This is a genomic window from Litoribacillus peritrichatus, from assembly GCF_039537985.1.
In the GTDB taxonomy this organism is placed as follows: Bacteria; Pseudomonadota; Gammaproteobacteria; order Pseudomonadales; family Litoribrevibacteraceae; genus Litoribacillus; species Litoribacillus peritrichatus.
The window spans coordinates 119,464-139,551 of the sequence record NZ_BAABBN010000015.1 but is presented as its reverse complement, the minus strand read 5'-3'; the positions used below and the strand labels follow the sequence as shown (position 1 = coordinate 139,551).

Below are 20,088 nucleotides of genomic sequence, written 5' to 3'. Positions count from 1 at the left end.
CTTCTCACCCATTCGACTCAAGCGACCAGAGATTCTAGCGTCATTTCCAATCTATTGTATGTGTTTTTTGTAACCGAATCACAAAATTAGCCACGTTTTTTTGGTATTAGGGCTATACCTTGGGGCCTCCAATTTTTACAATAGCCGAATCATTTCCATTGTTCATATTAAATTCATTTTCTCGAGAATCATAATGCGCACCAGCCAATACCTGATCCCTACCATTAAAGAAACGCCTTCAGACGCCGTCGTTATCAGCCACCAGTTAATGCTGCGCGCCGGAATGATCAGAAAAATTGCATCAGGTTTGTATACTTGGTTGCCTCTGGGTTTGAAAACTTTGCAAAAAGTTGAAAACATCGTTCGCCAGGAAATGAATAAAGCCGGCGCATTAGAAGTCTTGATGCCAGCAGCGCAACCAGCTGAACTCTGGCAGGAAAGTGGTCGCTGGGAGCAATACGGGCCGGAACTGCTTCGTTTTAAAGATCGTCATAACCGGGATTTCTGTGTAGGCCCGACCCACGAAGAAGTCATCACAGACCTGGCACGTAACGAGCTGACCAGCTATAAGCAACTGCCTATGAATCTCTATCAGATTCAAACCAAATTCCGCGATGAAATTCGCCCTCGCTTTGGCTTAATGCGTGGCCGTGAGTTTTTAATGAAGGACGCTTATTCATTCCACGTTTCTCAGGACTGCCTGCAGGAAACGTACGATAAAATGCACGCGACTTATTGCAATATCTTTAATCGCTTAGGTCTTGATTTCCGCCCGGTAGAAGCAGACAGCGGCAGCATTGGCGGTTCGAGTTCACATGAGTTCCACGTATTGGCTGAATCCGGTGAAGACGATATCGTCTTCAGCACCGACAGCAACTACGCCGCTAACATTGAAAAAGCAGAAGCCGTTGCGCCAGCCACAGAGCGGACAGCAGCTACCGTAGAATTAACTGAAACAGCCACTCCGGATCAAAAAACCATTGAGGAAGTGTCTCAGTTCCTGAATGTATCCGCCGCCCAGGTTGTGAAAACACTGATCGTCGAAGGCACTCAGGAGGAAGACTCTGAAGCACCGGCGCCACTGATTGCACTGGTTGTACGTGGTGATCACGAGTTGAATGAAATCAAAGCAGAACACATTCCAGCTGTGGCAGAGCCTCTGACGTTTGCATCCGATACTCGCATCAAGGAAGTCATTGGCTGTTCTGCAGGTTCAATCGGCCCTGTTGGCCTGGAAATACCTGTCTATGTTGATCGTGCGGCAGCGGTACTGTCGGATTTCGTATGTGGTGCGAACAAAGATGATGTGCACCTGCAAGGAACCAACTGGGAGCGTGACGCTCAAATCACAGACGTTGTCGATTTGAGAAACGTGGTTGAAGGCGATGCCTCACCGGACGGCAATGGCACCCTGACCATCAAACGCGGTATTGAAGTGGGTCACATATTCCAATTGGGCCAAAAATACAGCGAAGCGTTGGGCGCCAAAGTTCTGGATCAAAACGGTAAAGCCCAGGTCATGACCATGGGTTGTTACGGAATCGGGGTGTCCCGCGTAGTTGCTGCTACCGTTGAGCAAAACAACGATGACCGAGGCATGATCTGGCCTGACGCCATCGCGCCGTACCAAATTGGTATTGTTCCTATGGGCAAATCCGAAGAAGTAAAAGAACTGACGGAAACCGTTTACAACACCCTAACCGACGCTGGCTACGATGTATTACTGGATGACCGGGACAAGAAAACCAGCCCGGGTGTTAAGTTTGCAGATATGGACCTGATTGGTATTCCGCACCGGATCGTAATCAGTGACCGGGGCTTGAAAGGCGGTACTATCGAATATAAAAACCGCCGTGAAGCGGATGCAAAAGACATCGCTAAAGAAGAGATCATTACCTTCCTGACGGAAACCGTTGGTCGTTAATCAAATGCCTGGCGCATTTCATTACTTTTTTAGACCCGGCGCTTTTCGCATAAACAAGGCCACCAGCATTTTGCTGTTGGCTTTGTTGCTTTGCCTGTTGCTGCCTGCTTTGGCCTCGGCATCCCAAACACCAAAACACCTCGACCCAGAACTCAAACAACGGTTATTGTCCGCAATGGACACCAAGAACGGTTTTAAAGACCGATTTGATGCTGACGTTTGGCTCACAGATATGGGGGCCCGGCTGAAGCGCTATATGCCCGACGATCAGACACGGCTGCAACTGCTTCTGGATATTCACCGGGAAGCCAGCATTGCAAAACTGAACCCGCAACTGGTCTTGGCCGTGATTCACGTTGAAAGTGGTTTTGATCGGTTTGCACTGTCTTGGGTAGGCGCCCAAGGGTACATGCAAATCATGCCATTTTGGAAGAATGAGCTCGGCCGAAGCGACGACAATTTAATGCACACAGAAACCAACCTGCGTTACGGTTGTACTATTCTCAAATACTACATAGACATGGAAAAAGGCAATCTTCAACGAGGCCTTGCTCGCTACAACGGTAGCTTAGGCAGAACCAAATACCCAGAAAAGGTATTTCGTTTCTGGGATCGCTATTGGAAAGTGAACTAAGTCGTTAATTTCATACCACTCGTCATATTCCTACACCCTTCCCGTCCATTTTCTTACTCAAATAATCTTTATCCCGTCTAGTCTGAATACCATGACTCATAGAAAATGGAGCAAAGACTATCGTACTTTCAATTGGCCGTATGCTGTTGGATAAGGAGATCATATGCAGCAGTCGTTACGACTAACCGTTCCTAAGGTTCATGTTTCTGGTCAGGGGCACTTGTACTCTGATCCGGGTGAGCTCAGCCGGATTTTAAGAAACCTGCCGTTTGCTGACATGCCTTCTGCGGTTATGAAGTCCATGAATATCCTATCGGTGGTTAATCGCAGCGAAGTCAGTTATCAGCTGCGACTCAAACTGATGCAGTCCTTCGATATTCCCTACGGCGTCTGTCATTTATTTTATACCCCTCAATGTCCTGAACAACTGGGCATTATTCGATCGAGATCCTTACAAGAGCAAGATGCTTTTCGTGAGTTCACTCAGGAAATGAGCTTCGGCTACAAACAGGTTCTCATCAGCGCCCTCGCTCATAACGACAAAAAACGCGCCTTTATCGCGCTCTACTCGTCTTTTTATTATTTATCTGCCTTATTGATGCTTTTCTACAGCGTTCACCAAATTCAACCTTTGAACATCTGGGGAGAAATGCACCGCCTCTATAAGCTTGCCGAAGACATGGAATGGGTTCGAATGCCACAAAAGAGCATCTCACTGACCAAAGGCATGACCCTGGAATGGCTGTATAAAAAATCATTATTGATGTTCACCGCAGACCCATATCACATGGAAACCTCGCACAATTGGTTACTTAATCACTATCTGAGTAAGTGGAGTTACTGCGCGGAGTTGATGCCCTTTCAAGAAAAACTGCCCGGCACCCATTTCAATATTGATTTAACCAAAAACCACCCTGTCACCACCAAAACCAATGGTATGTCGAATCAGGAGTCTCTCAGAACGCTTTTTACTGAGCACTTAGTCACTACCGCCACCAAACACATAGACCAAATGAACCATGGTGTTGACCTTCACTCCTTGGGCTTCATTTTAAACCCAAGCAAGCAGGACGCCGAAGAAGTGCTTGAAAATGCCATTGATCATTGGGCACAACGTTTCAACCGAACCGAAGCCAGAAGCCGTTGCAGTGTTCCGGCGACCATGACACTTGGTCTTTACCACTGTCACAAAGACATATCCAATACCGACCTGGAGTCCGAGTCCTCTTTAATAGACATTCAAATGATCGATTCCAGCCCGGCCGGTTGCTGTATTCGGGTACCCGGCACGATGAAACAAGACATCACCATCGGCCAAATCGTCATCATTCATATGAGCCGACCACACGCCAACGAAATCAATGTTATTTGTGGCGTCACCCGCTGGGTTTCTCAGGATCGGCATAAAGGCTCTAAAGTGGGTATCCGAATTCTTCCCGGTACGATCAAAGCCGGGTTTATTCGTGGCTTATCAGGCACCGAGATCGTACAACGAAACCACCCGGCGTTGGTGCTCGTAAGCCACACCAGCAGTCGTGATTACTCTGTATTAACCAGTCCCGGCTTCTATTTATGCGGCAGAACCTATGAATTATCCATTGTTCAGCCGCAACGCAGATATTTGATTAAAGCATCCAGCCTCGTCACCAATACACGCTCTGTAGAACACTTTAAGTTCCAAGCGGCCCATTAAAGCAGCGGATAATCGAAAATCACCATTAATCCTTCGCCCAACCATTCCTCCCTTCTGGGATTTTAAGTAGAATAGCGGCCTCTGTTTCTTCCACCTTGAGGTTCGTCATGTCCGCAAACGTCACCATTTACCACAACCCTCGTTGTTCCAAATCACGCCAAACCCTTCAATTGGTTGAAGAACAAGGCATTAAGCCTGAAATCAAGTTATACCTGGCAGACGCCCCCAGCGCAGAAGAACTGAAAGACGTATTAACCAAATTAGGGATTTCGGCACGCGAGTTATTAAGAACCAAAGAGCAGGAATACAAAGACCTGGACCTGAAGAACCAGGATCACACAGACGATGCCATCATCAGTGCCATGATTCAGCACCCTAAGTTGATTGAACGCCCGATCGTCATCAAAGGTGACCAAGCAAGAATCGGCCGCCCACCTGAGCAGGTTTTGGAGATTCTTTAATGCAGCCTTACGTTTTGGTGTTGTATTACAGCAGAAACGGCCATGTTGCTGAAATGGCCGATTTCTTAGGCCGGGGCGTTGAATCGGTAGGTGGTATCGAAGCCAGATTAAGAACCGTTCCGGCAATTTCACCCGTTACAGAACAAACGGAACCGAGCGTGCCGGAGAGCGGAGCCATTTACGCAACCCTCGACGACCTGAAACACTGCAGTGGTTTGTTGCTTGGCAGCCCGACACGATTTGGCAACATGGCGGCACCACTCAAGTATTTCCTGGATACCACCACATCCATCTGGCTCTCCGGTGCCCTGGAAAACAAACCGGCGGGCGTCTTCACTTCCACTGGCAGTCTTCATGGTGGTCAGGAATCCACTCTGCTTTCAATGATGACGCCCTTACTGCACCACGGCATGGTCATCACTGGCTTACCTTATTCGAACAGCGAGTTAAGCGCCACAACCACCGGAGGCACACCTTACGGAAGCTCTCATTGGGCTGGTACTCAGGGTGACAAAGCGTTAAGTGAGGATGAAAAAAACCTGTGTTATGCCCAGGGTAAACGGCTGGCCACACTGGCTCTGGCTCTCATCCATTAACCTATAAGAACAGCCTAATAACCGACGCTCTTAACTGCACGCCTCAAGGCTTACACGAGAACACAATGACTGAACGCTATCAAACGACTTTAAAAATATTCTGGGTACTTTTCGTCGGGCTGATCGCCCTGTTTGGCTTCGATAAGCTTATTCGACCAGAAACCATTGAGCGAACCCATCTTATATTACTGACCATTCAAGTACTGCCACTGCTGGCATTTCTGCCGATGCTGAGAAAGCCCACAGCGAGAACATTTCAGTGGTTTTGTTTCGCCTTGCTGCTGTATTTTATGATCGCCGTACTCAATGTATTCAGCCCGGGCATGTATTACATTGGTATTATTGAGAGCGTCATCGTCGGGCTCTTATTTGTAGCGGCTATGATGTTAGGTCGCTGGAAAATGCGCCAAAAAGATTAGAACAACTCTACTTCGCCGGCGGGTTCCTTAGCTGCATGTAACTCGCCTTGGTTCACTAATTTCTGATAACAATGAAGCTGATTTCTGCCATGTTTCTTGGCGTAATACAAAGCCGAATCGGCCTCACCAATCAACTGACCGGCTGACAAGGCTTTGTGCATCCGGGTATAGCCAATACTGACAGTCAATGGCCCGATCTGAGGGAAATGAAAAGCCTCAATGGCTGTTCGAACTCGTTCAAAAATGGCATCGCATTGCGCTTCTGTGACATTTCTCAGGATGACCGCAAACTCTTCTCCACCGTACCGAAAAAGCCAGTCATCTTCCCTGAACGTCTTAGTCATTTGCTGAGCAACCAACAATAAAACTTCGTCACCATAAACATGCCCAAAGCGGTCATTCACCTGTTTAAAATGATCAATATCAATCACACCTAAACACGCGCTGTTCTGGTTCTGATCATCATTTCGCTGATGATGGGACTGCTGTTCGAGTAATTTATACAGTTTTTCATCGAACTCGCCACGATTCATCAAGCCAGTCAATGCGTCGTGTGAACTGCTTTTCACCAGAAAAAACTGATTCGCATAAATACTCAGAAAGGCGTTTAAGAAAACTTCATCCTGAATTTTTGCTTTTCGCTCTAAGAGCAACACCGCATGCAAACCATGCCCGGTTGCAACAGGGATGGGGCGAATCTCCCCACAGTACAAGCCCTTGATACCCGTCGATTTATTATTAAACAGAGCCAGTAAATCCTGGGATTTTTCACCAAAAGGGTCAAAACCGGAAGCCAGTTCGAACAGCGCACTTCGTCCGCCTTCTCTGACAATATAAAGGGCAAAATCCCCCAGAATGATTTCTCTCAGCACGTCAGCGCAAACCGAGCTTATTTCCTCGACCTCTCGAGTCTCACTTAGGCGAATAAACGCCCGAAAAGCCACAGTCGTATCTAGCAAGCTGCCATCCTTCTGTTATGCAATCAACGCTCTAAAAATCGAACTCATCAACAATTTGTTCAACCCAGGCTTGCACCCGCTCTTCGGTCAACTCAGGCTGACAATCTTCATCAATGGCCAATCCTACGAACTCACTTTTATCGTCCGTCAAAGCTTTTGAAGCTTCGAATTCATAACCATCCACAGGCCAGTAGCCAATGACCGCACCACCCTGTTCTAATACCACATCATGCAGCATGCCCATGGCATCTAAAAAGTAATCTGCGTAGCCAAACTGATCGCCCAAACCAAACAAAGCCACCAGCTTGCCATTGAAATCTATATTACCCAGCTCTACCCAGAATTCTTCCCAGTCACTCTGAATCTGGCCATAATCCCAGGTAGGGATGCCCATAATTAAATAATCGTACTCTTCAAAAACCGACTTATCAGTAGATGAAATGTCATGCATTTCAACGGTATGACCGGTTAATAAATCACTGATTTTTTCTGCAACGGTTTCTGTATTGCCTAAGCTGGAGCCGTAAAACAAACCTATAGTAGCCAAGTGGTGCCTCTTTTAACTGACTGATTCCGTCCAAATTCGGATAATAAAAAGCTATCAAACCAGGAAGCGCCATTCTACAGGAAACTGAACCAAAACCCACTTCTTACCTCGATTGTCTTTGCTCCGTAATAATTCTGTTAAACAATGTCTGGATATTCTTAGATTTAACCCTGAGTGAATCGCAGATGAAAACCATTGCAGACTTTGAAAATACCTTCGCACGTCAGTATCGAAACTGGTTTCTCCAGAAGATTCAACTCTGCACGCCCAACCAAGCACTTACCGCGACCTTAGAAAATCATCCTCAATTACTGTGCATAATGAACCACGGTGGCTTCTTAGGGCCTTGGGCTGCAGCTCTCGGCTTTCATTACCTTTACCATCAATATGGAGGCCAGCACCGAAAACCCACCGGCATTGCCTGGCGAGGGTTTTATAAACTGCCGATTTATCGCCAGATAACTCAATTCCTAACTCAAACGAACCAACCATTGGATTTTGAACAGTGCCAGGCACTGCTGACTGAAAAAACCTTTAACGATATGATTATTCTGCCCGAAGGCACGAACTGTCACTATTTCAACGGATCAGAACTGCAACCCTTCATCAGCCACCGTTTCGTTGAATTAAGCCGGGCTACCCAAGTGCCGATGCTGCTCATGGTGCATTGCGGCAGTGAACACTGGAATATTCGTATTTCCGTGCCCAATCTATTGCTTCCTATTACCCGTTTTCTACCCAAGCGATACCGACAAGGGCTCGACAACAATAAACTGGTGAATGTTCCTCATATGTTAAAAGGCCGCATTCCATCACTGAAAATTGCTTGCAGTGTCTATCACTCTCGCCCTGACTGCCACAGTAGCGAAGAAGAAGCCCTGATCATCCGTAACATTATGCAGGAAATGTATAACCAGCTACGTCAGGATGTGACCAACCAGAACGCTTTCTTGGCACATCCATGTGCAGAGCAGAGAGTCCCTATGACTTAACCCGGATACAACCCCTAACCTCAGCTAAAACTCATATCGGATTAAAGTCATCACTACTTACATAGCGGTGATTCCATTGCAATAATTACATAGCGATCAGACTTTCAAAATATAAACCTAACTCTTTGCAGTTTTTTTGCTCCTCCGCTGAACTGGCTACAAACACGCGCCAATGCTTATCGTACTCCATGATCAATCTCCTATGTCGTGCTGACTTTGTTATTTATGGCCAACCTTTTCTGAGCACTCAACGCCCGAACAAAAGGCCATCGAAAATAAAAGCCCCAATGAGACTCATTACCTTCGCCTACCATACAAAGTAGTTCAGAATTCTCTCTGCTGGTGAGAACTACACCACATTAGTACGTTTTTTAACCAAGCATTACATATCAGTGCGAAATCGCATTTTTCGGAAAAAAAAACCTACAATTCCATGGATGAATTTTGTTCGGTAAGGTTGCTAACAAATGCTGTGGATAACTCTATGAATAAGTTATTAGCGATGAACAGGATGGCAAATAGAATAAGGGCTGAATGAAACCTATCACTTTTTAACCAGCCTCTGAAAATTGTTGAGTTTCGGCCACCCCTTGACTAATTAACAATCAACTCAATTCGTCACTTCTCACATTAAGTCAGCATCAAACACACTTAACAGCGTCTCCTGTCACACCCTCTTCTTTGGGTATTCCAGGCGAGTTAACGCGCCAGTATCGTTGTCCAGTTGCCGCCAGTGATCAATTTCCAGATCAATAAAAGCAATTCCACACGTGGGTAAATTCTCCAGATCTTCCCCGGTAACGGCAAATATCAAGTCATTTAAACCAGGGTTGTGACCAAAAATCACAGCGCTGTTCCACTTGTCTTTGATCTGCCGAATTTCGGTAATTAAGTGTTGGTAGGTCGCTTCATACAACTGTTCATTCAGTTTCAGAGTACTTAACGACCGATTACAGTACTGACCGAATATTTCAGCGGTGCGTATGGCTCGAGTAGCCGGACTGGACAACCAAATACCGGACTTTTCAAGTGCGCCGGCAGTTCGTAATGCCATCATAGGGGCATCTTGTATGCCTCTTTTGTTGAGCGGCCTGTCTTTATCAACCAGACCATCGTACTTCCAGCTGGACTTCGCGTGACGAATCAAAATCAGTTTTTTCATATAAAACGGCTCCTGTGTTAAAACAAAGCTGAACATGAAAAAAAGGGGCATCACCAAGGACGCCCCAAATAAAATCACACATCAACAAGGAAATCACACAGTTGATTCTCAGCGTTTAACGTTTCACTACCAGACACTGATCCACCCCTGAGTAATTTAGGGCACTACCTTATCGATCCAATATGTAAATTTTATGACACTGAATACTTAAAACAAATTGTTCTATTATGAAAGACAATCGTATGCAGCCTCAATCAATGCCTCCGCCCTTGGATCGACCAAAATATATGGCCCCATTAAGTTGTGAATGAACCCAAAGCCCAGCGCCTTATCCGGGTCTGCAAAACCGATACTGCCTCCGGCACCAGGATGACCAAAACTGCGCGTACCACCAAACTTAGCCAGCCTGCTTTCCTGAGACATCATAAACCCGGTGCTGAAACGGGTATCTGTGCGCAGTACCGGATCATAACCCCGAACCGTTTCAGACCAGCATAAGTTCAAGGTTTCCGGCTTTAAGATTTGTACGCCTTGATGAGCACCACCATTAGCAAGCGCCCCGTAAAGCGTCGCCAAAGCCCGGCCATTGGTATGACCGTTCGCCGAAGGCAATTCCATTTCCCGCCATGCTTTGCTGTTGGTGCCTCGTTGTGCCGAGGTGGGATTCGCAAACGCCTTTGAACAAACGCCCGTCGGATTCGTCATAATCTCTTTAAAAAGATTATCGACCATAGGGTCACCCTTCACAGGCCTTCCCCGTCCAATTTTTGCACAACGATGAAATTCTGATTCAGGTGTCCCGATAAAACAATCCAGGTTAAGCGGGCCGGCTATTTCCTGCTGTAAAAACTGGCCTATGGAGCGGCCCGTTGCGCGCTGAAACACTTCACCGATCATCCAGCCAAATGTCAGCGGCGCATAGCCGTGAGTTCCATAAGCCCACCACGGTGCTTGTTCAGCCACCGCTGCGCACATCACATTCCAGTCGTATAAATGCTCGGGCTGCACCATGTGATCAATGGCCGACACCCCGGTTTTATGACTTAAAATATCGGAGATCCTCAAATGCGCTTTGCCCTCTTGCCTGAACTCAGGCCAATGATCGGTAATCAGATCGTTCAGACTAAACAGGCCTTGTTCTACCGCTTTAAGCACACATACCGTAGCAATACCCTTGGTGCATGAAAATGCGTTTGCGATGGTATCCTGTTGCCACCCTTGCTGTTCGTCCTCATCCGCTGTGCCGCCCCAAATATCCACCACCAGCTCACCACGATGAACAATCGCCAGCGACGCCCCTTTTTCCTGGTCACTCATCAAAAGCTGTTCAAAAGCTTCCCTTACTGGATAGAACTCCGGTATTACAAATCCATTTACACTCGACATATAACGGCACACACCTGGCTAATTAAAGTTAACGAAACACATTAGAGCACGCTCTAAACTGTGAGTTCATAAATATCGAATTCTTAAACAATGAGTTTATAAACCATGCACGCATGGCCTGAACACTTGCTAAAACTCATCTATGCTGTTTATAGACTATGAGACCTTTGCACGGACTGTGAAACGATTTAGAACAAGGCAAAAATCAACAAAAAAGCGGAGTTTACTGGTCGTAAATGAGCATTTTGAGGCGATTTTTAACGCTGTTATTAGTCGTTGTAGCTTTCGAGCAAAAGTCTCACTATAAAGGTAACAAATAATATTGGGAATTACCGGATTCGATCAGGAGTGAACGAAGTTTATGAGTGAAGTCAGCATTCCAGGCAAAGACGAAATGGAAACGGCTTATGAGGTGATTAAGAAACTGCGTGTCCCTTCCGTGCCCTCTGTCATTGTGGAAGTACAAAAGTTACTGGAAGAACCCAACCTGAGAATCGATGAAATCACCGGCCACATCAGTCAGGATGCAGGTTTAACAGGCGAAGTGCTCAAATCCGCACGATCCCCGCTTTACGGACTCACAGAAGATGTGACGACCATTTCTCACGCAGTAAAAGTGTTAGGCGTTAAACGCTTAAGTGAAATATCCATCACCGTTGCCTTAAAGGCGGCACTCGACCCCATGAACGAGTTCCACCACAAGCTCTGGGAAGAAAGCCAAGTGGTTGCTACCGGATGTGCCTGGCTGGCCAGCGCGACAGGTCAGGTCGATCGGGACGAAGCCTACCTTGCCGGGCTATTTTCCAACATCGGCTGCATGTTGCTTTCTCAAACCTCCATTAAATATGAAATACTTTTCGAAAAAGCAAGATCATACCCGCTTAGCAGCCATAAACTTGAGGCCAGGCTAGTTAACACCAACCGTTCTGTTGTCGGTTTTATCATTGCCCAGCTTTGGAGCCTTCCGTTACCGGTTTGCAGTGCCATTTACCACATGCATGACGCCTCTTTATCATCCGCAAACGTGGGTTCTTTGGGTCCTTTGATCGGCGCGGTCAGAACCGCAACGCACTACATGGAAAAAATCATGTTGCTCAATGTTACTGAAACCAGCGAATTTCTGAAGTTTCACGACGCTGCAAGAGATGAAATCATGCTCGATCAACCCACTCTGGACGAGTTTACTGAATATATGGAAAGCCTGGTTTAATCTCGGTAAAGTACGCACCTCTGTGAATCAAGTGAGGTGTGTATGATTGGTGTGTTTGGCTCTGCCTTTAATCCCCCGACTCTGGGCCATAAAAGCGCCATTCAGCAAGCGGCTTTGCAATGTGATAAAATCATTCTGGTGCCCTCGGCCAGTCATGCGTTTGGCAAGAAAATGCTGGCTTACGACCTCCGGTTACAACTGTTAAAGCACTTCATCTCTGATATCCAGCCTGATGTGCCCTGCCCTCTGGAAGTATCGACCATTGAATCCCAAATGATAGCAGCAGGCTACCAGCCCATTTACACCTTCGACGTCCTCCAACAACTGGAAAACAAGCTGAACACCGATCAACTGAAATTTATCTTAGGGCCGGACAATGCTGCACCGAGCACCTGGGGAAAGTTTTACAAAAGCCAGGAAATCGACCAAAACTGGGGGAAAATCGAGTGCAATGAAGCCGTGAAAATACGAAGCACCAATCTGCGGGATGCGGTAAAAGCAGGAAATACGGAAGCGCAGCTATGGAATTTTACAACGCCCGGCGTTGCCCGGTTCATCTGCGACAACGGTCTTTACAACGCTGACGACTAATAGTCTTCCAATAACGTAAATTTAATTCCGGCCTGATCTAACCGTTCAATCAGTCGATTGCCCATGGCGGCGGCAGGCGTTAATACACCATAAACAGGCTCTAAATGCGCATTATCCAACACCAGCGCCAACGCTGATTCTGACAGCATTTTGGCGGTTTCGGTGTAACCAGGATCGCCGCCCCGCACGGAGGCCACCACCTTATGCCGGCCACTTCTGGCTCGAATGGTTACCTTAAACCATGCCCTTTCCCGATCCCCGTCTGTTGGCCCTTCGCCCTGAGGTAATAATTCAAGCAACTTGTTTCGGGTCCACTTAAACTGCGAAAGCGCGATCACCGACGAAAAGCCACCCAGAGTCATCAATAGCTTAGGCAGTCGCCTGATTTGAAGATAGTGGCCATAAGTAAATCGCCGACCATACTGCTCAAACAATTCTGCTGACCTGCGCACAACCTGGCCATCAATGGTCGGTAAAGACACCACCCAAGAACGGAGCGTGTAATCGTATTTCAACTGAGGTTTGGCCGCCCGTATTCTGCGCCCATCCACGTCTTTACCCTGAGTCAGGCTGCGCCAAAACTTTACCACATCCAAATTTTTGGCCAACCTCGAAAACGCATTAATCATGGTATGCCAGGTGCCGCCGGAGATCCGGCCACCGACTTTGACGTAACCATCAACAAACACATCACTTCGAACCAGCTCGCCCGCTTCTTCGCTCAATTGCTGAACGGCAAATAACACGCCCAAATCATGGGGAATGCTGTCGAACCCACAGCAATGAATTAATCGACACTTAGTTGAACGCGCGACCATATCGTATTTGGCGTACATACGCTCAACAAACTCCAACTCACCGGTTAAATCCAGGTAGTCGGTGCCTTTTTCGGCGCAGGCTTTAATGGCTGCCTCTCCGAACTCGGTATATGGCCCGACGGTGGTAATGAGTACCCGTGTTTTAGCCGCAAGCGCCATCATCGAAGCTTCATCAGCAACATCGGCCACCTCAACGCCAATCACTTCGTTTCCCCGGTCAATCGCAACCAGTTCATTCTTGAGCGTGTGCAGTTTATTGAAATTACGACCGGCAATGGCCAAGGAGAACGTTCCATCGACCAGCTTTTGAGACAAATACTGAACAGTTAACTGGCCGGTAAAACCCGTCGCGCCAAAAATAACGATGTCGTAAACCCTTGGCGTCATAAATTCCCTCGCTTACCATCCTGTTGTAAAGTCTATTTGTTATACTAGTTCCTTTTTAGAAAAATCTGTTGCCGCAGCACGACTTTTTCAGGCACATTTTGTCTCTGGCAGGTTGTTGAGGATAGAAACTCAACCGCCAGCCACTGGTTCATCAGTTACAGGGAAACCTTCATGACGCAATCTACCACCATCAACCATTCAGAAACTTACGGCTCAGTTTGGTATCCATATGCGCAAATGCAAAGTTTAGAGATCAACCTGGAAGTGGTTGAAACCAAAGGCGTGATACTGACAATGGCCGACGGCAAACAGCTGATTGATGCCATTTCCTCATGGTGGTGCGTAACGCATGGATACAACCACCCGGAATTAAACCAGGCAATGACCGATCAGATTAATAAATTCAGTCACGTAATGCTGGGCGGATTAAAAAACCAAACCACTCAGAGCTTTGCCGATAAGCTGGTTGAGATTACCCCTGAAGGACTGAACCATGTGTTCTTTTCCGACAGTGGTTCTGTTGGCGTGGAAGTGGCCATCAAGATGGCCCTGCAATACTTCTTCAACCAAGGTCAACAACACAAGACCAAAGTGGTTGCGTTACAGCGAGCTTACCACGGCGATACCACCGCCTGTATGTCTGTGTGTGATCCTGCCGAAGGCATGCACAAGATGTTTCATGGCATCACTCCGGAGCAGTTCTTCTTAGACGCTCCGAGTGGCGGCTTTAATGCCTCAGACGCCGAAGTGGCAGCCGACATTGAAAAAGCACGCCAGCTGTTTGAAGAGAACGGAAATAACATCGCAGCCATGATTGTGGAACCCTTAATGCAAGGGGCAGGAGGATTCAACTACTACTCTCCTAAATACCTGAATCAGTTAAAAGCACTTTGTAAACAACACAATATCCTGCTTATATTTGATGAAGTGGCCACCGGTTTTGGTCGTACAGGCAAGTTGTTCGCGACCGAGCATACCGATGTGACGCCAGACATCATGATTCTGGCCAAAGGTTTAACTGCGGGCTATCTCGGCCACGCCGCCACCTTAACCACCTCCGAGATTTTCGGCGCCTTTTTGTCCGACAGCGCCAGCACCGCATTCATGCATGGCCCCACCTTTATGGGCAACCCCACTGCATGTGCCGTTGGCCTAAAAGCCATCGAAATATTTCAGCGGGATGATTTCTTAAGCAAGATTGCACAGATCGAACAACAACTGAAAGACGAGTTACTCGATTTCAAACACGAAGAAGTGGTAGAAACCCGAGTATTGGGCGCGTCCGGATGCATAGAAGTGAAAGACCCATCGTTCCACCAAGGCATTCAGGAATTCGCTGCCGAGCGCGGGGTCTGGATACGTCCATTCGAACGTTACATATACACAATGCCTCCGTACATCATTACCCCTGAGCAGTTAAAAGCCATTACCGATGTCATGAAAGACTGGTTTTTGAGAGAGCGATAAACGCCAGAAGCGCGTAAAAGCTCAAAGAAAATAAAAAGGAGGCCTGCAAAGCCTCCTTTTTTCATCACTGTACATATATTCTTCTGGAATTTATTTAACAGACGTTTGCTCCAAACGTTTAATGTCTGAAATCACCCGTTCATTAATCGGCGCTTCCATGCCCAGGCTCCGGGCATATCGCACCACTTCGCCATTGATGTAATCAATTTCAGTCGGTCGCCCTAACGAAATGTCTTCCCACATGGATGAACGCGCCAAAGGATCAATCTGAAGCATTTTTCCGGCCACGAGTTTGAATAAAAACGTGGGTAACCTCAGAATTTTCGGAATGAATGAGGCTGGCACTGGCGATTGCACTTTGGGCTGAATACCCAACTCACCAAGAATATTCAGCACTTCATCCATGCAATCCGCCAATTGCTTACGCCAGCGGCGGTCTGCAAGTTCTTCCACCAAGGGCACGCCCGACAACGCATTGAGCGGATTATTCAGGTTCAGCAGCAACTTCCCCCATAACACCTCGTGCATGTCGTCTGCGGTTTTGATCGTCAAATCTGCTCTGCGAATAACTTCCGCCAAATCACTGAAGCGGGAATCTATGACCAGGTTTCCCTCCGTGCCGCAATGATAGCGTCCCTCATCCATAGGCATTACATTGTATGGCACCATCAGAGAACCCACGTTGTGGCTCATGAAAATGTTCTTCAGAGCAGCAGCGTTGTTGATACCGTTTTGAGCACTGACCACACAGGTATTCGGCTTGATGTAACGAGCAACCTGTTCCCCAATGGTAAGTGTGTCCTTACTTTTTACCGAGATCAGTACCACATCGGCTTCCGCCAAACAGGCTTCGTCCGCCGTCATCACCAACTTTTCAGCAGGAATGCGCATGTCTTTGCCCTGCCAACTGGTCAGGTGCACACCGTGGGTTTGTACTTTTGAAATGATTCTCGGCCGGGCCAGAAACGTTACTCGTTCACCAGCGGCCACCAAATGCGCCCCCAACCACAAACCAATAGAGCCCGCCCCTGCAATTACCCAATGCTTGCCTGAAGACGAATCGCCTGTACTTTTAGGGATAATTTTCTTCGGAGCCATCAGTATTTAATACCAAGGCGGCGATAAATAAAGCCCATCAACCAAGCTGGTCCCACCAACAAAAACTGCAAATCTTTGAAAAATGAAGGCTTCTTACCTTCGATCTTGTGACCCACAAACTGGAATATCCAGGCGATTACAAAAATAATCAGGCTCAATTGCCATAAGGGTAAACTGACATTGGCGCTCAGCCAAAAAGACAAGTAAAAGCAGGCGGCTGTAAAGGCGGCCATTCCGACCATAATGGCAACGGACATACGAACATAAAATACCATCGCCGGCACCATGGCCACCGTCGCCCAATTCATCCACACCGAATCCCCCATCCAGGCCATGCGAGGTAAATCCCACAATAACCCAACAACAGTGAAAAAGATTGCAGGCACCATGACCCAGTGAATCAACTTATTCACCTTATTTTGGTGGCTCTCGCCATACTCTTCAAACCACTGATCTGCGCTTTTGGTCGCAAACATGTAACCTCTCCTAATCTTATTTTTTATAAATTGTTATAGCGTTACTTTAAACAAAGCAGAATAACTAGACACTGGCCTGACAATATCATTAACATGTCCTGACGAGCCAAATAACAATAAACAGGTCAGACCAAGCCAATATGCAGAATAAATCCGTTGCCGCTTTCTGGCTTAAAGGCATTTTAGCCTGTGCCGAAAGTCAAAAAGTCCCCAAAAGCGCCGTATTTGAAGAAGCAGGCGTAGCCACCATTTCGGAGCTAACCACGGAACGGGTCCCCTTGGACGCAACGGTGAAAGTCTGGAATGCGGCCATTAATCTGACCGATGACCCACTGTTTGGCTTTCACATGGGCAGGCAGTTTCGACCCAACTGGTTTAACCTGATTCACCACTTGTGGGCCAACAGCCCCAACGTTCGCTCTGCCATAGCGTTAACCTTAAAATATCAGGCTCTGATCAGCGATGGCGGAGAACTCAAGCTCATAGATCAAGGGGCAACGGCACAGATCCAGTATTTACCGAAAGCGGACAAACTGCCTTTTAGCTTTCATCAAACGGACGCGGTCTTAGCAATACTGGTTTCTCTCATGCGCTGGTCTGTGGACGATGGCTTTTCCCCATTAAAAATCAGCATGCAACATGATCATCAGCAGCATCACCAAGAGTACCAGCGGTTTTTTCAATGCGAGATTGAATATCAGGCCAGTCAGCCAACGATAGAGCTGGAACGGGCCTGGCTGGATAAAACCATGATTGGGGCCGACCATGAATTACTTAAAATGCACCTGGCGCTTGCTGAACAAAAGCTGTCTGCCCTTGGAAAAGATACCCTTACCAATAAAATCAGCCATTTGCTGATTCATGTTGACCAATTTCAGGAAATCAACAAAACACAAATGGCTGAACGGCTGAACACCAGCAGCCGAACCCTTCAAAGAAAACTAACGTTAGAACAAACCACATACACCCAGATAGCCGATCAAGTCAGAAAATCACTGGCGGAGCGTTTAATCGCCCAGAATTTGAGTGTGACAGATTTAACGCACCAGCTGGCGTTTAAAGAAGTCAGCAGCCTCCATAAAGCCTGCAAACGGTGGTTTAAAATGAGTCTGAGTGAGTATCGTGTCAAAAGTCAAAACCGCTAACGTCACAGCATCCACTGTCGTTCTGACTACTTTGCGTTGTTCTGATCCGGGTTACGAATCTTCGAGCCCATCAGTCGGAACTGGTAGCGTCCGGATCTTTATCTGATGGGTTAGGAGTAGGTTTAGGCTTTTCGTTTTGAAGGGATTTTGATAGATCACCCACTAAACGATTCACTTTGCGTATTGAGCGGTATACCCCTTTCGCAGTGATATCATGCGCTTTATGAATCGCTTCTGTAGGCTTTTGTGCTGGCTTGACCGACCGGATGAGATCAAACGAGGTATCACTGATGGTTTTATGGATTTTCTCAATCGACATGGCACTCAAGTCTACGGCATCCGTGACGGTATCAAGCTTCACCTTGGGCGTTACGTTCGCCTTGGTTTTAAGAGCATCCATTGTTTCGTGGACATGAGTTTCCGTCCGAGACAACACCTCTTGAGCGTCGTCCATCATCCGCACCGACCGTTTTAATAGCACTCCGGCAATCAGAACCAGTAAAAACGACGTCAGCTGGGCAAATAACGTGAAATTTTCCATCAAGATTTAACCCTTTATCAGGAAACTTTAGCTGGAAGCATTTGCCCCGGTGTTGGCACTGGAATTCGAACTTCGTAAGCCATGAAGCTCGATGTTTACATCAATATTACGTTCGTTGAGCGCCAGCTCCAGCTCATAGGCAACTTGCTGATACACTTTATAGTTTATATAACCCGGCGAAACGGCACCCACCGCTTTGGCCAATTTTGACTCTCGCTGAGCTACCCCTTGAGGGTCCACCAACTGCAACTTAATGTAAGGCCCCACACTTTTAGGCAACGGCGTTACCAGATTTTGCTCAAATGTGACGATCCGATCCGATAGGTTTTTAATTCTCCAACTTAAAATACAAACAGCAACAAACAACAAAATAACTGCAAAAAATAACACCAACATCCTATTTTCCTATGTAATTGGACTTCATTCTGGTCGTCCATATCATGCGCCCGGCATGAGTCCACATTGCCTAAGAACGCTCTGCCATGCAACAACGTGCGACCTTTGCGCCCGTTCATACCTTTGCCACAGGCCATCATGCCGGTCCTGGTTTAAGTATTTTGATACGAATTGCTCAAACGCTTCCGGCCCTTTAAATGTAAATACCTCCAGCATAGCCGTTTGTTGTTGCCACCAGGTTTCTGAATTTCTGTGCACAAAGCTCAAATACGGCTGCACCTGGCCAATGTAGAATTTATCAAACACGGTTTTCAGTATTTTTGCCTTCGGCGTCACCTTCCCTTTTGGACAAAGCCGTTGCGCAGTTTCCGAGGTCAGCATAGCCGTTCCCAACTGAAGGTATTGGGTTAGCCCTGCTAACGTCGCCAACCACTGCCCTCCGGTATTCATCAACTGAAATTCATACAAAGCCTCTTCGAACGCAGTTTCATAGAGTGCCACGTCCTTCAACGCATTTGCATCCATCGCAATCACATCTAAGACAATATTATAAGTATCCGGCGTTAAGGCTAACGGTTGCTGCGGAGAAAGCCACTGTTGAGAAACGCCAAAATACTGCTTTAGTTCCGGCCCACCCCATAGCGCCAGCCAGGCATATCGACTTAACTCAGCTTTTTTGACCTCGACCACTGCGGCTAAGGTTTGGTACAGAGTCGGGTCTTCATCCTTTAGATAGGCCAAACACGCCCCACTTTCCTGAATAAACCGCCACTGATACAAAAACGACTGACTGTTTGACATCACCCGTCCCAAGCCACTGTTCCGCTGACCGGCGGTGATTTGTAATTGGCAGCCAGTCATTGCCAAAAAGTCCAGTAAGTCAATGGAATGATCTGACACCTTGAGGGTTAAATCTCGAGTCCGGGGGTAAGCCGCCACATTAACTGGCGGTATTTGATAGTCGTAATCCAATACATTACTCAAACGCCAGATATAATCCTTCACGGACGCCTGTTCTGTCGGTTCCTGAACGCAACCTGATACCACCAATAACGCGCAACTCATCATGGTGAAACACAGTGTTTTTAATAATCCCTTAGTACCAGACACAAGTTGCCTCCCTTTTTCTGGACTGCCTCGTTTGTTCATTTATAATGCAGCTCCTCAAATTGACCGCATCACGTGC

Annotated in this window: 21 protein-coding genes; 11 read left to right on the top strand and 10 right to left on the bottom strand. The window is 47.1% G+C overall.

Features of this window, described 5'->3' with window-relative positions; genetic code table 11:
• Nucleotides 1–193: 193 nt before the first annotated feature.
• The 6 genes from ABD744_RS19990 to ABD744_RS19965 all read left to right on the top strand — a co-directional run bounded on the left by ABD744_RS19990 (nt 194) and on the right by ABD744_RS19965 (nt 5,727).
• The gene (locus ABD744_RS19990) at nt 194–1,924 is read left to right on the top strand and encodes a proline--tRNA ligase (protein WP_344800364.1); all 1,731 of its coding nucleotides are present in this window, start codon (nt 194–196) and stop codon (nt 1,922–1,924) included.
• Nucleotides 1,914–2,558 (top strand): lytic transglycosylase domain-containing protein, encoded by a 645-nt coding sequence (locus tag ABD744_RS19985; RefSeq protein WP_344800363.1) that lies wholly within the window; start codon nt 1,914–1,916, stop codon nt 2,556–2,558. Before ABD744_RS19990 ends, ABD744_RS19985 begins: the two co-directional genes overlap by 11 nt.
• Nucleotides 2,559–2,721: 163 nt before the next feature.
• The gene (locus ABD744_RS19980; protein ID WP_344800361.1) at nt 2,722–4,251 is read left to right on the top strand and encodes a hypothetical protein; all 1,530 of its coding nucleotides are present in this window, start codon (nt 2,722–2,724) and stop codon (nt 4,249–4,251) included.
• A 107-nt stretch (nt 4,252–4,358) separates the two neighbouring features.
• Nucleotides 4,359–4,712: an arsenate reductase (glutaredoxin) gene (arsC, locus tag ABD744_RS19975; RefSeq protein WP_344800360.1), complete on the top strand. Its 354-nt coding sequence runs from the start codon at nt 4,359–4,361 to the stop codon at nt 4,710–4,712.
• A complete protein-coding gene (gene wrbA, locus ABD744_RS19970) occupies nt 4,712–5,308 on the top strand; it encodes an NAD(P)H:quinone oxidoreductase (protein ID WP_344800359.1) in 597 nt (198 codons plus the stop codon). The genes arsC and wrbA overlap by 1 nt, the downstream gene beginning before the upstream one ends.
• A gap of 65 nt (nt 5,309–5,373) precedes the next feature.
• Nucleotides 5,374–5,727: a DUF2069 domain-containing protein gene (locus tag ABD744_RS19965; protein ID WP_344800358.1), complete on the top strand. Its 354-nt coding sequence runs from the start codon at nt 5,374–5,376 to the stop codon at nt 5,725–5,727.
• On the opposite strand, the gene ABD744_RS19960 is transcribed toward ABD744_RS19965, so the two are convergent.
• Complete coding sequence (locus ABD744_RS19960; RefSeq protein ID WP_344800357.1) at nt 5,724–6,686, bottom strand: GGDEF domain-containing protein; 963 nt, start codon at nt 6,684–6,686, stop codon at nt 5,724–5,726. The genes ABD744_RS19965 and ABD744_RS19960 overlap by 4 nt on opposite strands.
• Nucleotides 6,687–6,717: 31 nt before the next feature.
• Complete coding sequence (gene fldB / locus ABD744_RS19955; protein ID WP_344800356.1) at nt 6,718–7,233, bottom strand: flavodoxin FldB; 516 nt, start codon at nt 7,231–7,233, stop codon at nt 6,718–6,720.
• A gap of 185 nt (nt 7,234–7,418) precedes the next feature.
• On the opposite strand from fldB, the gene ABD744_RS19950 reads away from it, so the two are divergent.
• Nucleotides 7,419–8,225: a hypothetical protein gene (locus ABD744_RS19950; RefSeq protein WP_344800355.1), complete on the top strand. Its 807-nt coding sequence runs from the start codon at nt 7,419–7,421 to the stop codon at nt 8,223–8,225.
• Between the two features lie 667 nt (nt 8,226–8,892).
• Here the strand turns inward: ABD744_RS19950 and ABD744_RS19945 are convergent.
• Both ABD744_RS19945 and ABD744_RS19940 read right to left on the bottom strand, forming a co-directional pair.
• Nucleotides 8,893–9,387 carry a SixA phosphatase family protein gene (locus ABD744_RS19945; protein WP_344800354.1) on the bottom strand — a complete coding sequence of 165 codons (495 nt, stop codon included), beginning with the start codon at nt 9,385–9,387 and terminating at the stop codon, nt 8,893–8,895.
• A 225-nt stretch (nt 9,388–9,612) separates the two neighbouring features.
• Nucleotides 9,613–10,773, bottom strand: a complete 1,161-nt coding sequence (locus ABD744_RS19940) for a serine hydrolase domain-containing protein (protein WP_344800353.1) — start codon at nt 10,771–10,773, stop codon at nt 9,613–9,615.
• A 361-nt stretch (nt 10,774–11,134) separates the two neighbouring features.
• On the opposite strand from ABD744_RS19940, the gene ABD744_RS19935 reads away from it, so the two are divergent.
• Nucleotides 11,135–11,983 (top strand): HDOD domain-containing protein, encoded by an 849-nt coding sequence (locus tag ABD744_RS19935; protein WP_344800352.1) that lies wholly within the window; start codon nt 11,135–11,137, stop codon nt 11,981–11,983.
• A 42-nt stretch (nt 11,984–12,025) separates the two neighbouring features.
• Nucleotides 12,026–12,574, top strand: a complete 549-nt coding sequence (locus ABD744_RS19930; protein ID WP_344800351.1) for a nicotinate-nicotinamide nucleotide adenylyltransferase — start codon at nt 12,026–12,028, stop codon at nt 12,572–12,574.
• Here ABD744_RS19930 and ABD744_RS19925 read toward each other — a convergent pair.
• On the bottom strand, nt 12,571–13,779 hold the full coding sequence (locus tag ABD744_RS19925; RefSeq protein WP_344800350.1) for a saccharopine dehydrogenase family protein: 1,209 nt from the start codon (nt 13,777–13,779) through the stop codon (nt 12,571–12,573). The genes ABD744_RS19930 and ABD744_RS19925 overlap by 4 nt on opposite strands.
• Before the next feature lie 171 nt (nt 13,780–13,950).
• Here ABD744_RS19925 and bioA point away from each other — a divergent pair, with 171 nt between their 5' ends.
• Entirely contained in the window at nt 13,951–15,246 is a 1,296-nt protein-coding gene (gene bioA / locus ABD744_RS19920) for an adenosylmethionine--8-amino-7-oxononanoate transaminase (RefSeq protein ID WP_344800349.1), read from the top strand.
• Between the two features lie 90 nt (nt 15,247–15,336).
• Here the strand turns inward: bioA and ABD744_RS19915 are convergent, their stop codons facing one another.
• Together ABD744_RS19915 and ABD744_RS19910 are read right to left on the bottom strand one after the other, a co-directional pair.
• A complete protein-coding gene (locus ABD744_RS19915) occupies nt 15,337–16,344 on the bottom strand; it encodes a 2-dehydropantoate 2-reductase (protein WP_344800348.1) in 1,008 nt (335 codons plus the stop codon).
• Nucleotides 16,344–16,820 carry an Mpo1 family 2-hydroxy fatty acid dioxygenase gene (locus ABD744_RS19910; protein ID WP_344800347.1) on the bottom strand — a complete coding sequence of 159 codons (477 nt, stop codon included), beginning with the start codon at nt 16,818–16,820 and terminating at the stop codon, nt 16,344–16,346. The genes ABD744_RS19915 and ABD744_RS19910 overlap by 1 nt, the downstream gene beginning before the upstream one ends.
• A gap of 140 nt (nt 16,821–16,960) precedes the next feature.
• Between ABD744_RS19910 and ABD744_RS19905 the strand changes: the two genes are divergently transcribed.
• Nucleotides 16,961–17,965 (top strand): AraC family transcriptional regulator, encoded by a 1,005-nt coding sequence (locus ABD744_RS19905; RefSeq protein ID WP_344800346.1) that lies wholly within the window; start codon nt 16,961–16,963, stop codon nt 17,963–17,965.
• Between the two features lie 70 nt (nt 17,966–18,035).
• Here the strand turns inward: ABD744_RS19905 and ABD744_RS19900 are convergent, their stop codons facing one another.
• Genes ABD744_RS19900 through ABD744_RS19890 form a run of 3 tightly spaced genes read right to left on the bottom strand, consistent with a single transcriptional unit; the run spans nt 18,036 to nt 20,051 of the window.
• Nucleotides 18,036–18,506, bottom strand: coding sequence for a hypothetical protein (locus ABD744_RS19900; RefSeq protein ID WP_344800345.1), 471 nt, complete (start codon nt 18,504–18,506; stop codon nt 18,036–18,038).
• A gap of 27 nt (nt 18,507–18,533) precedes the next feature.
• The gene (locus tag ABD744_RS19895; RefSeq protein ID WP_344800344.1) at nt 18,534–18,902 is read right to left on the bottom strand and encodes a hypothetical protein; all 369 of its coding nucleotides are present in this window, start codon (nt 18,900–18,902) and stop codon (nt 18,534–18,536) included.
• 42 nt (nt 18,903–18,944) lie between these two features.
• On the bottom strand, nt 18,945–20,051 hold the full coding sequence (locus ABD744_RS19890; protein WP_344800343.1) for a DUF3080 family protein: 1,107 nt from the start codon (nt 20,049–20,051) through the stop codon (nt 18,945–18,947).
• Nucleotides 20,052–20,088 lie beyond the last annotated feature (37 nt).

Bases quoted from the DNA above. Each gene is read 5' to 3' on its own strand.
- ABD744_RS19990 (WP_344800364.1), top strand. From the start codon at position 194: ATGCGCACCAGCCAATACCTGATCCCTACCATTAAAGAAACGCCTTCA.
- ABD744_RS19980 (WP_344800361.1), top strand. From the start codon at position 2,722: ATGCAGCAGTCGTTACGACTAACCGTTCCTAAGGTTCATGTTTCTGGT.
- arsC (WP_344800360.1), top strand. From the start codon at position 4,359: ATGTCCGCAAACGTCACCATTTACCACAACCCTCGTTGTTCCAAATCA.
- wrbA (WP_344800359.1), top strand. From the start codon at position 4,712: ATGCAGCCTTACGTTTTGGTGTTGTATTACAGCAGAAACGGCCATGTT.
- ABD744_RS19965 (WP_344800358.1), top strand. From the start codon at position 5,374: ATGACTGAACGCTATCAAACGACTTTAAAAATATTCTGGGTACTTTTC.
- ABD744_RS19950 (WP_344800355.1), top strand. From the start codon at position 7,419: ATGAAAACCATTGCAGACTTTGAAAATACCTTCGCACGTCAGTATCGA.
- ABD744_RS19945 (WP_344800354.1), bottom strand. From the start codon at position 9,387: ATGAAAAAACTGATTTTGATTCGTCACGCGAAGTCCAGCTGGAAGTAC.
- ABD744_RS19940 (WP_344800353.1), bottom strand. From the start codon at position 10,773: ATGTCGAGTGTAAATGGATTTGTAATACCGGAGTTCTATCCAGTAAGG.
- ABD744_RS19935 (WP_344800352.1), top strand. From the start codon at position 11,135: ATGAGTGAAGTCAGCATTCCAGGCAAAGACGAAATGGAAACGGCTTAT.
- ABD744_RS19930 (WP_344800351.1), top strand. From the start codon at position 12,026: ATGATTGGTGTGTTTGGCTCTGCCTTTAATCCCCCGACTCTGGGCCAT.
- ABD744_RS19925 (WP_344800350.1), bottom strand. From the start codon at position 13,779: ATGACGCCAAGGGTTTACGACATCGTTATTTTTGGCGCGACGGGTTTT.
- bioA (WP_344800349.1), top strand. From the start codon at position 13,951: ATGACGCAATCTACCACCATCAACCATTCAGAAACTTACGGCTCAGTT.
- ABD744_RS19915 (WP_344800348.1), bottom strand. From the start codon at position 16,344: ATGGCTCCGAAGAAAATTATCCCTAAAAGTACAGGCGATTCGTCTTCA.
- ABD744_RS19910 (WP_344800347.1), bottom strand. From the start codon at position 16,820: ATGTTTGCGACCAAAAGCGCAGATCAGTGGTTTGAAGAGTATGGCGAG.
- ABD744_RS19905 (WP_344800346.1), top strand. From the start codon at position 16,961: ATGCAGAATAAATCCGTTGCCGCTTTCTGGCTTAAAGGCATTTTAGCC.
- ABD744_RS19900 (WP_344800345.1), bottom strand. From the start codon at position 18,506: ATGGAAAATTTCACGTTATTTGCCCAGCTGACGTCGTTTTTACTGGTT.
- ABD744_RS19895 (WP_344800344.1), bottom strand. From the start codon at position 18,902: ATGTTGGTGTTATTTTTTGCAGTTATTTTGTTGTTTGTTGCTGTTTGT.
- ABD744_RS19890 (WP_344800343.1), bottom strand. From the start codon at position 20,051: ATGAACAAACGAGGCAGTCCAGAAAAAGGGAGGCAACTTGTGTCTGGT.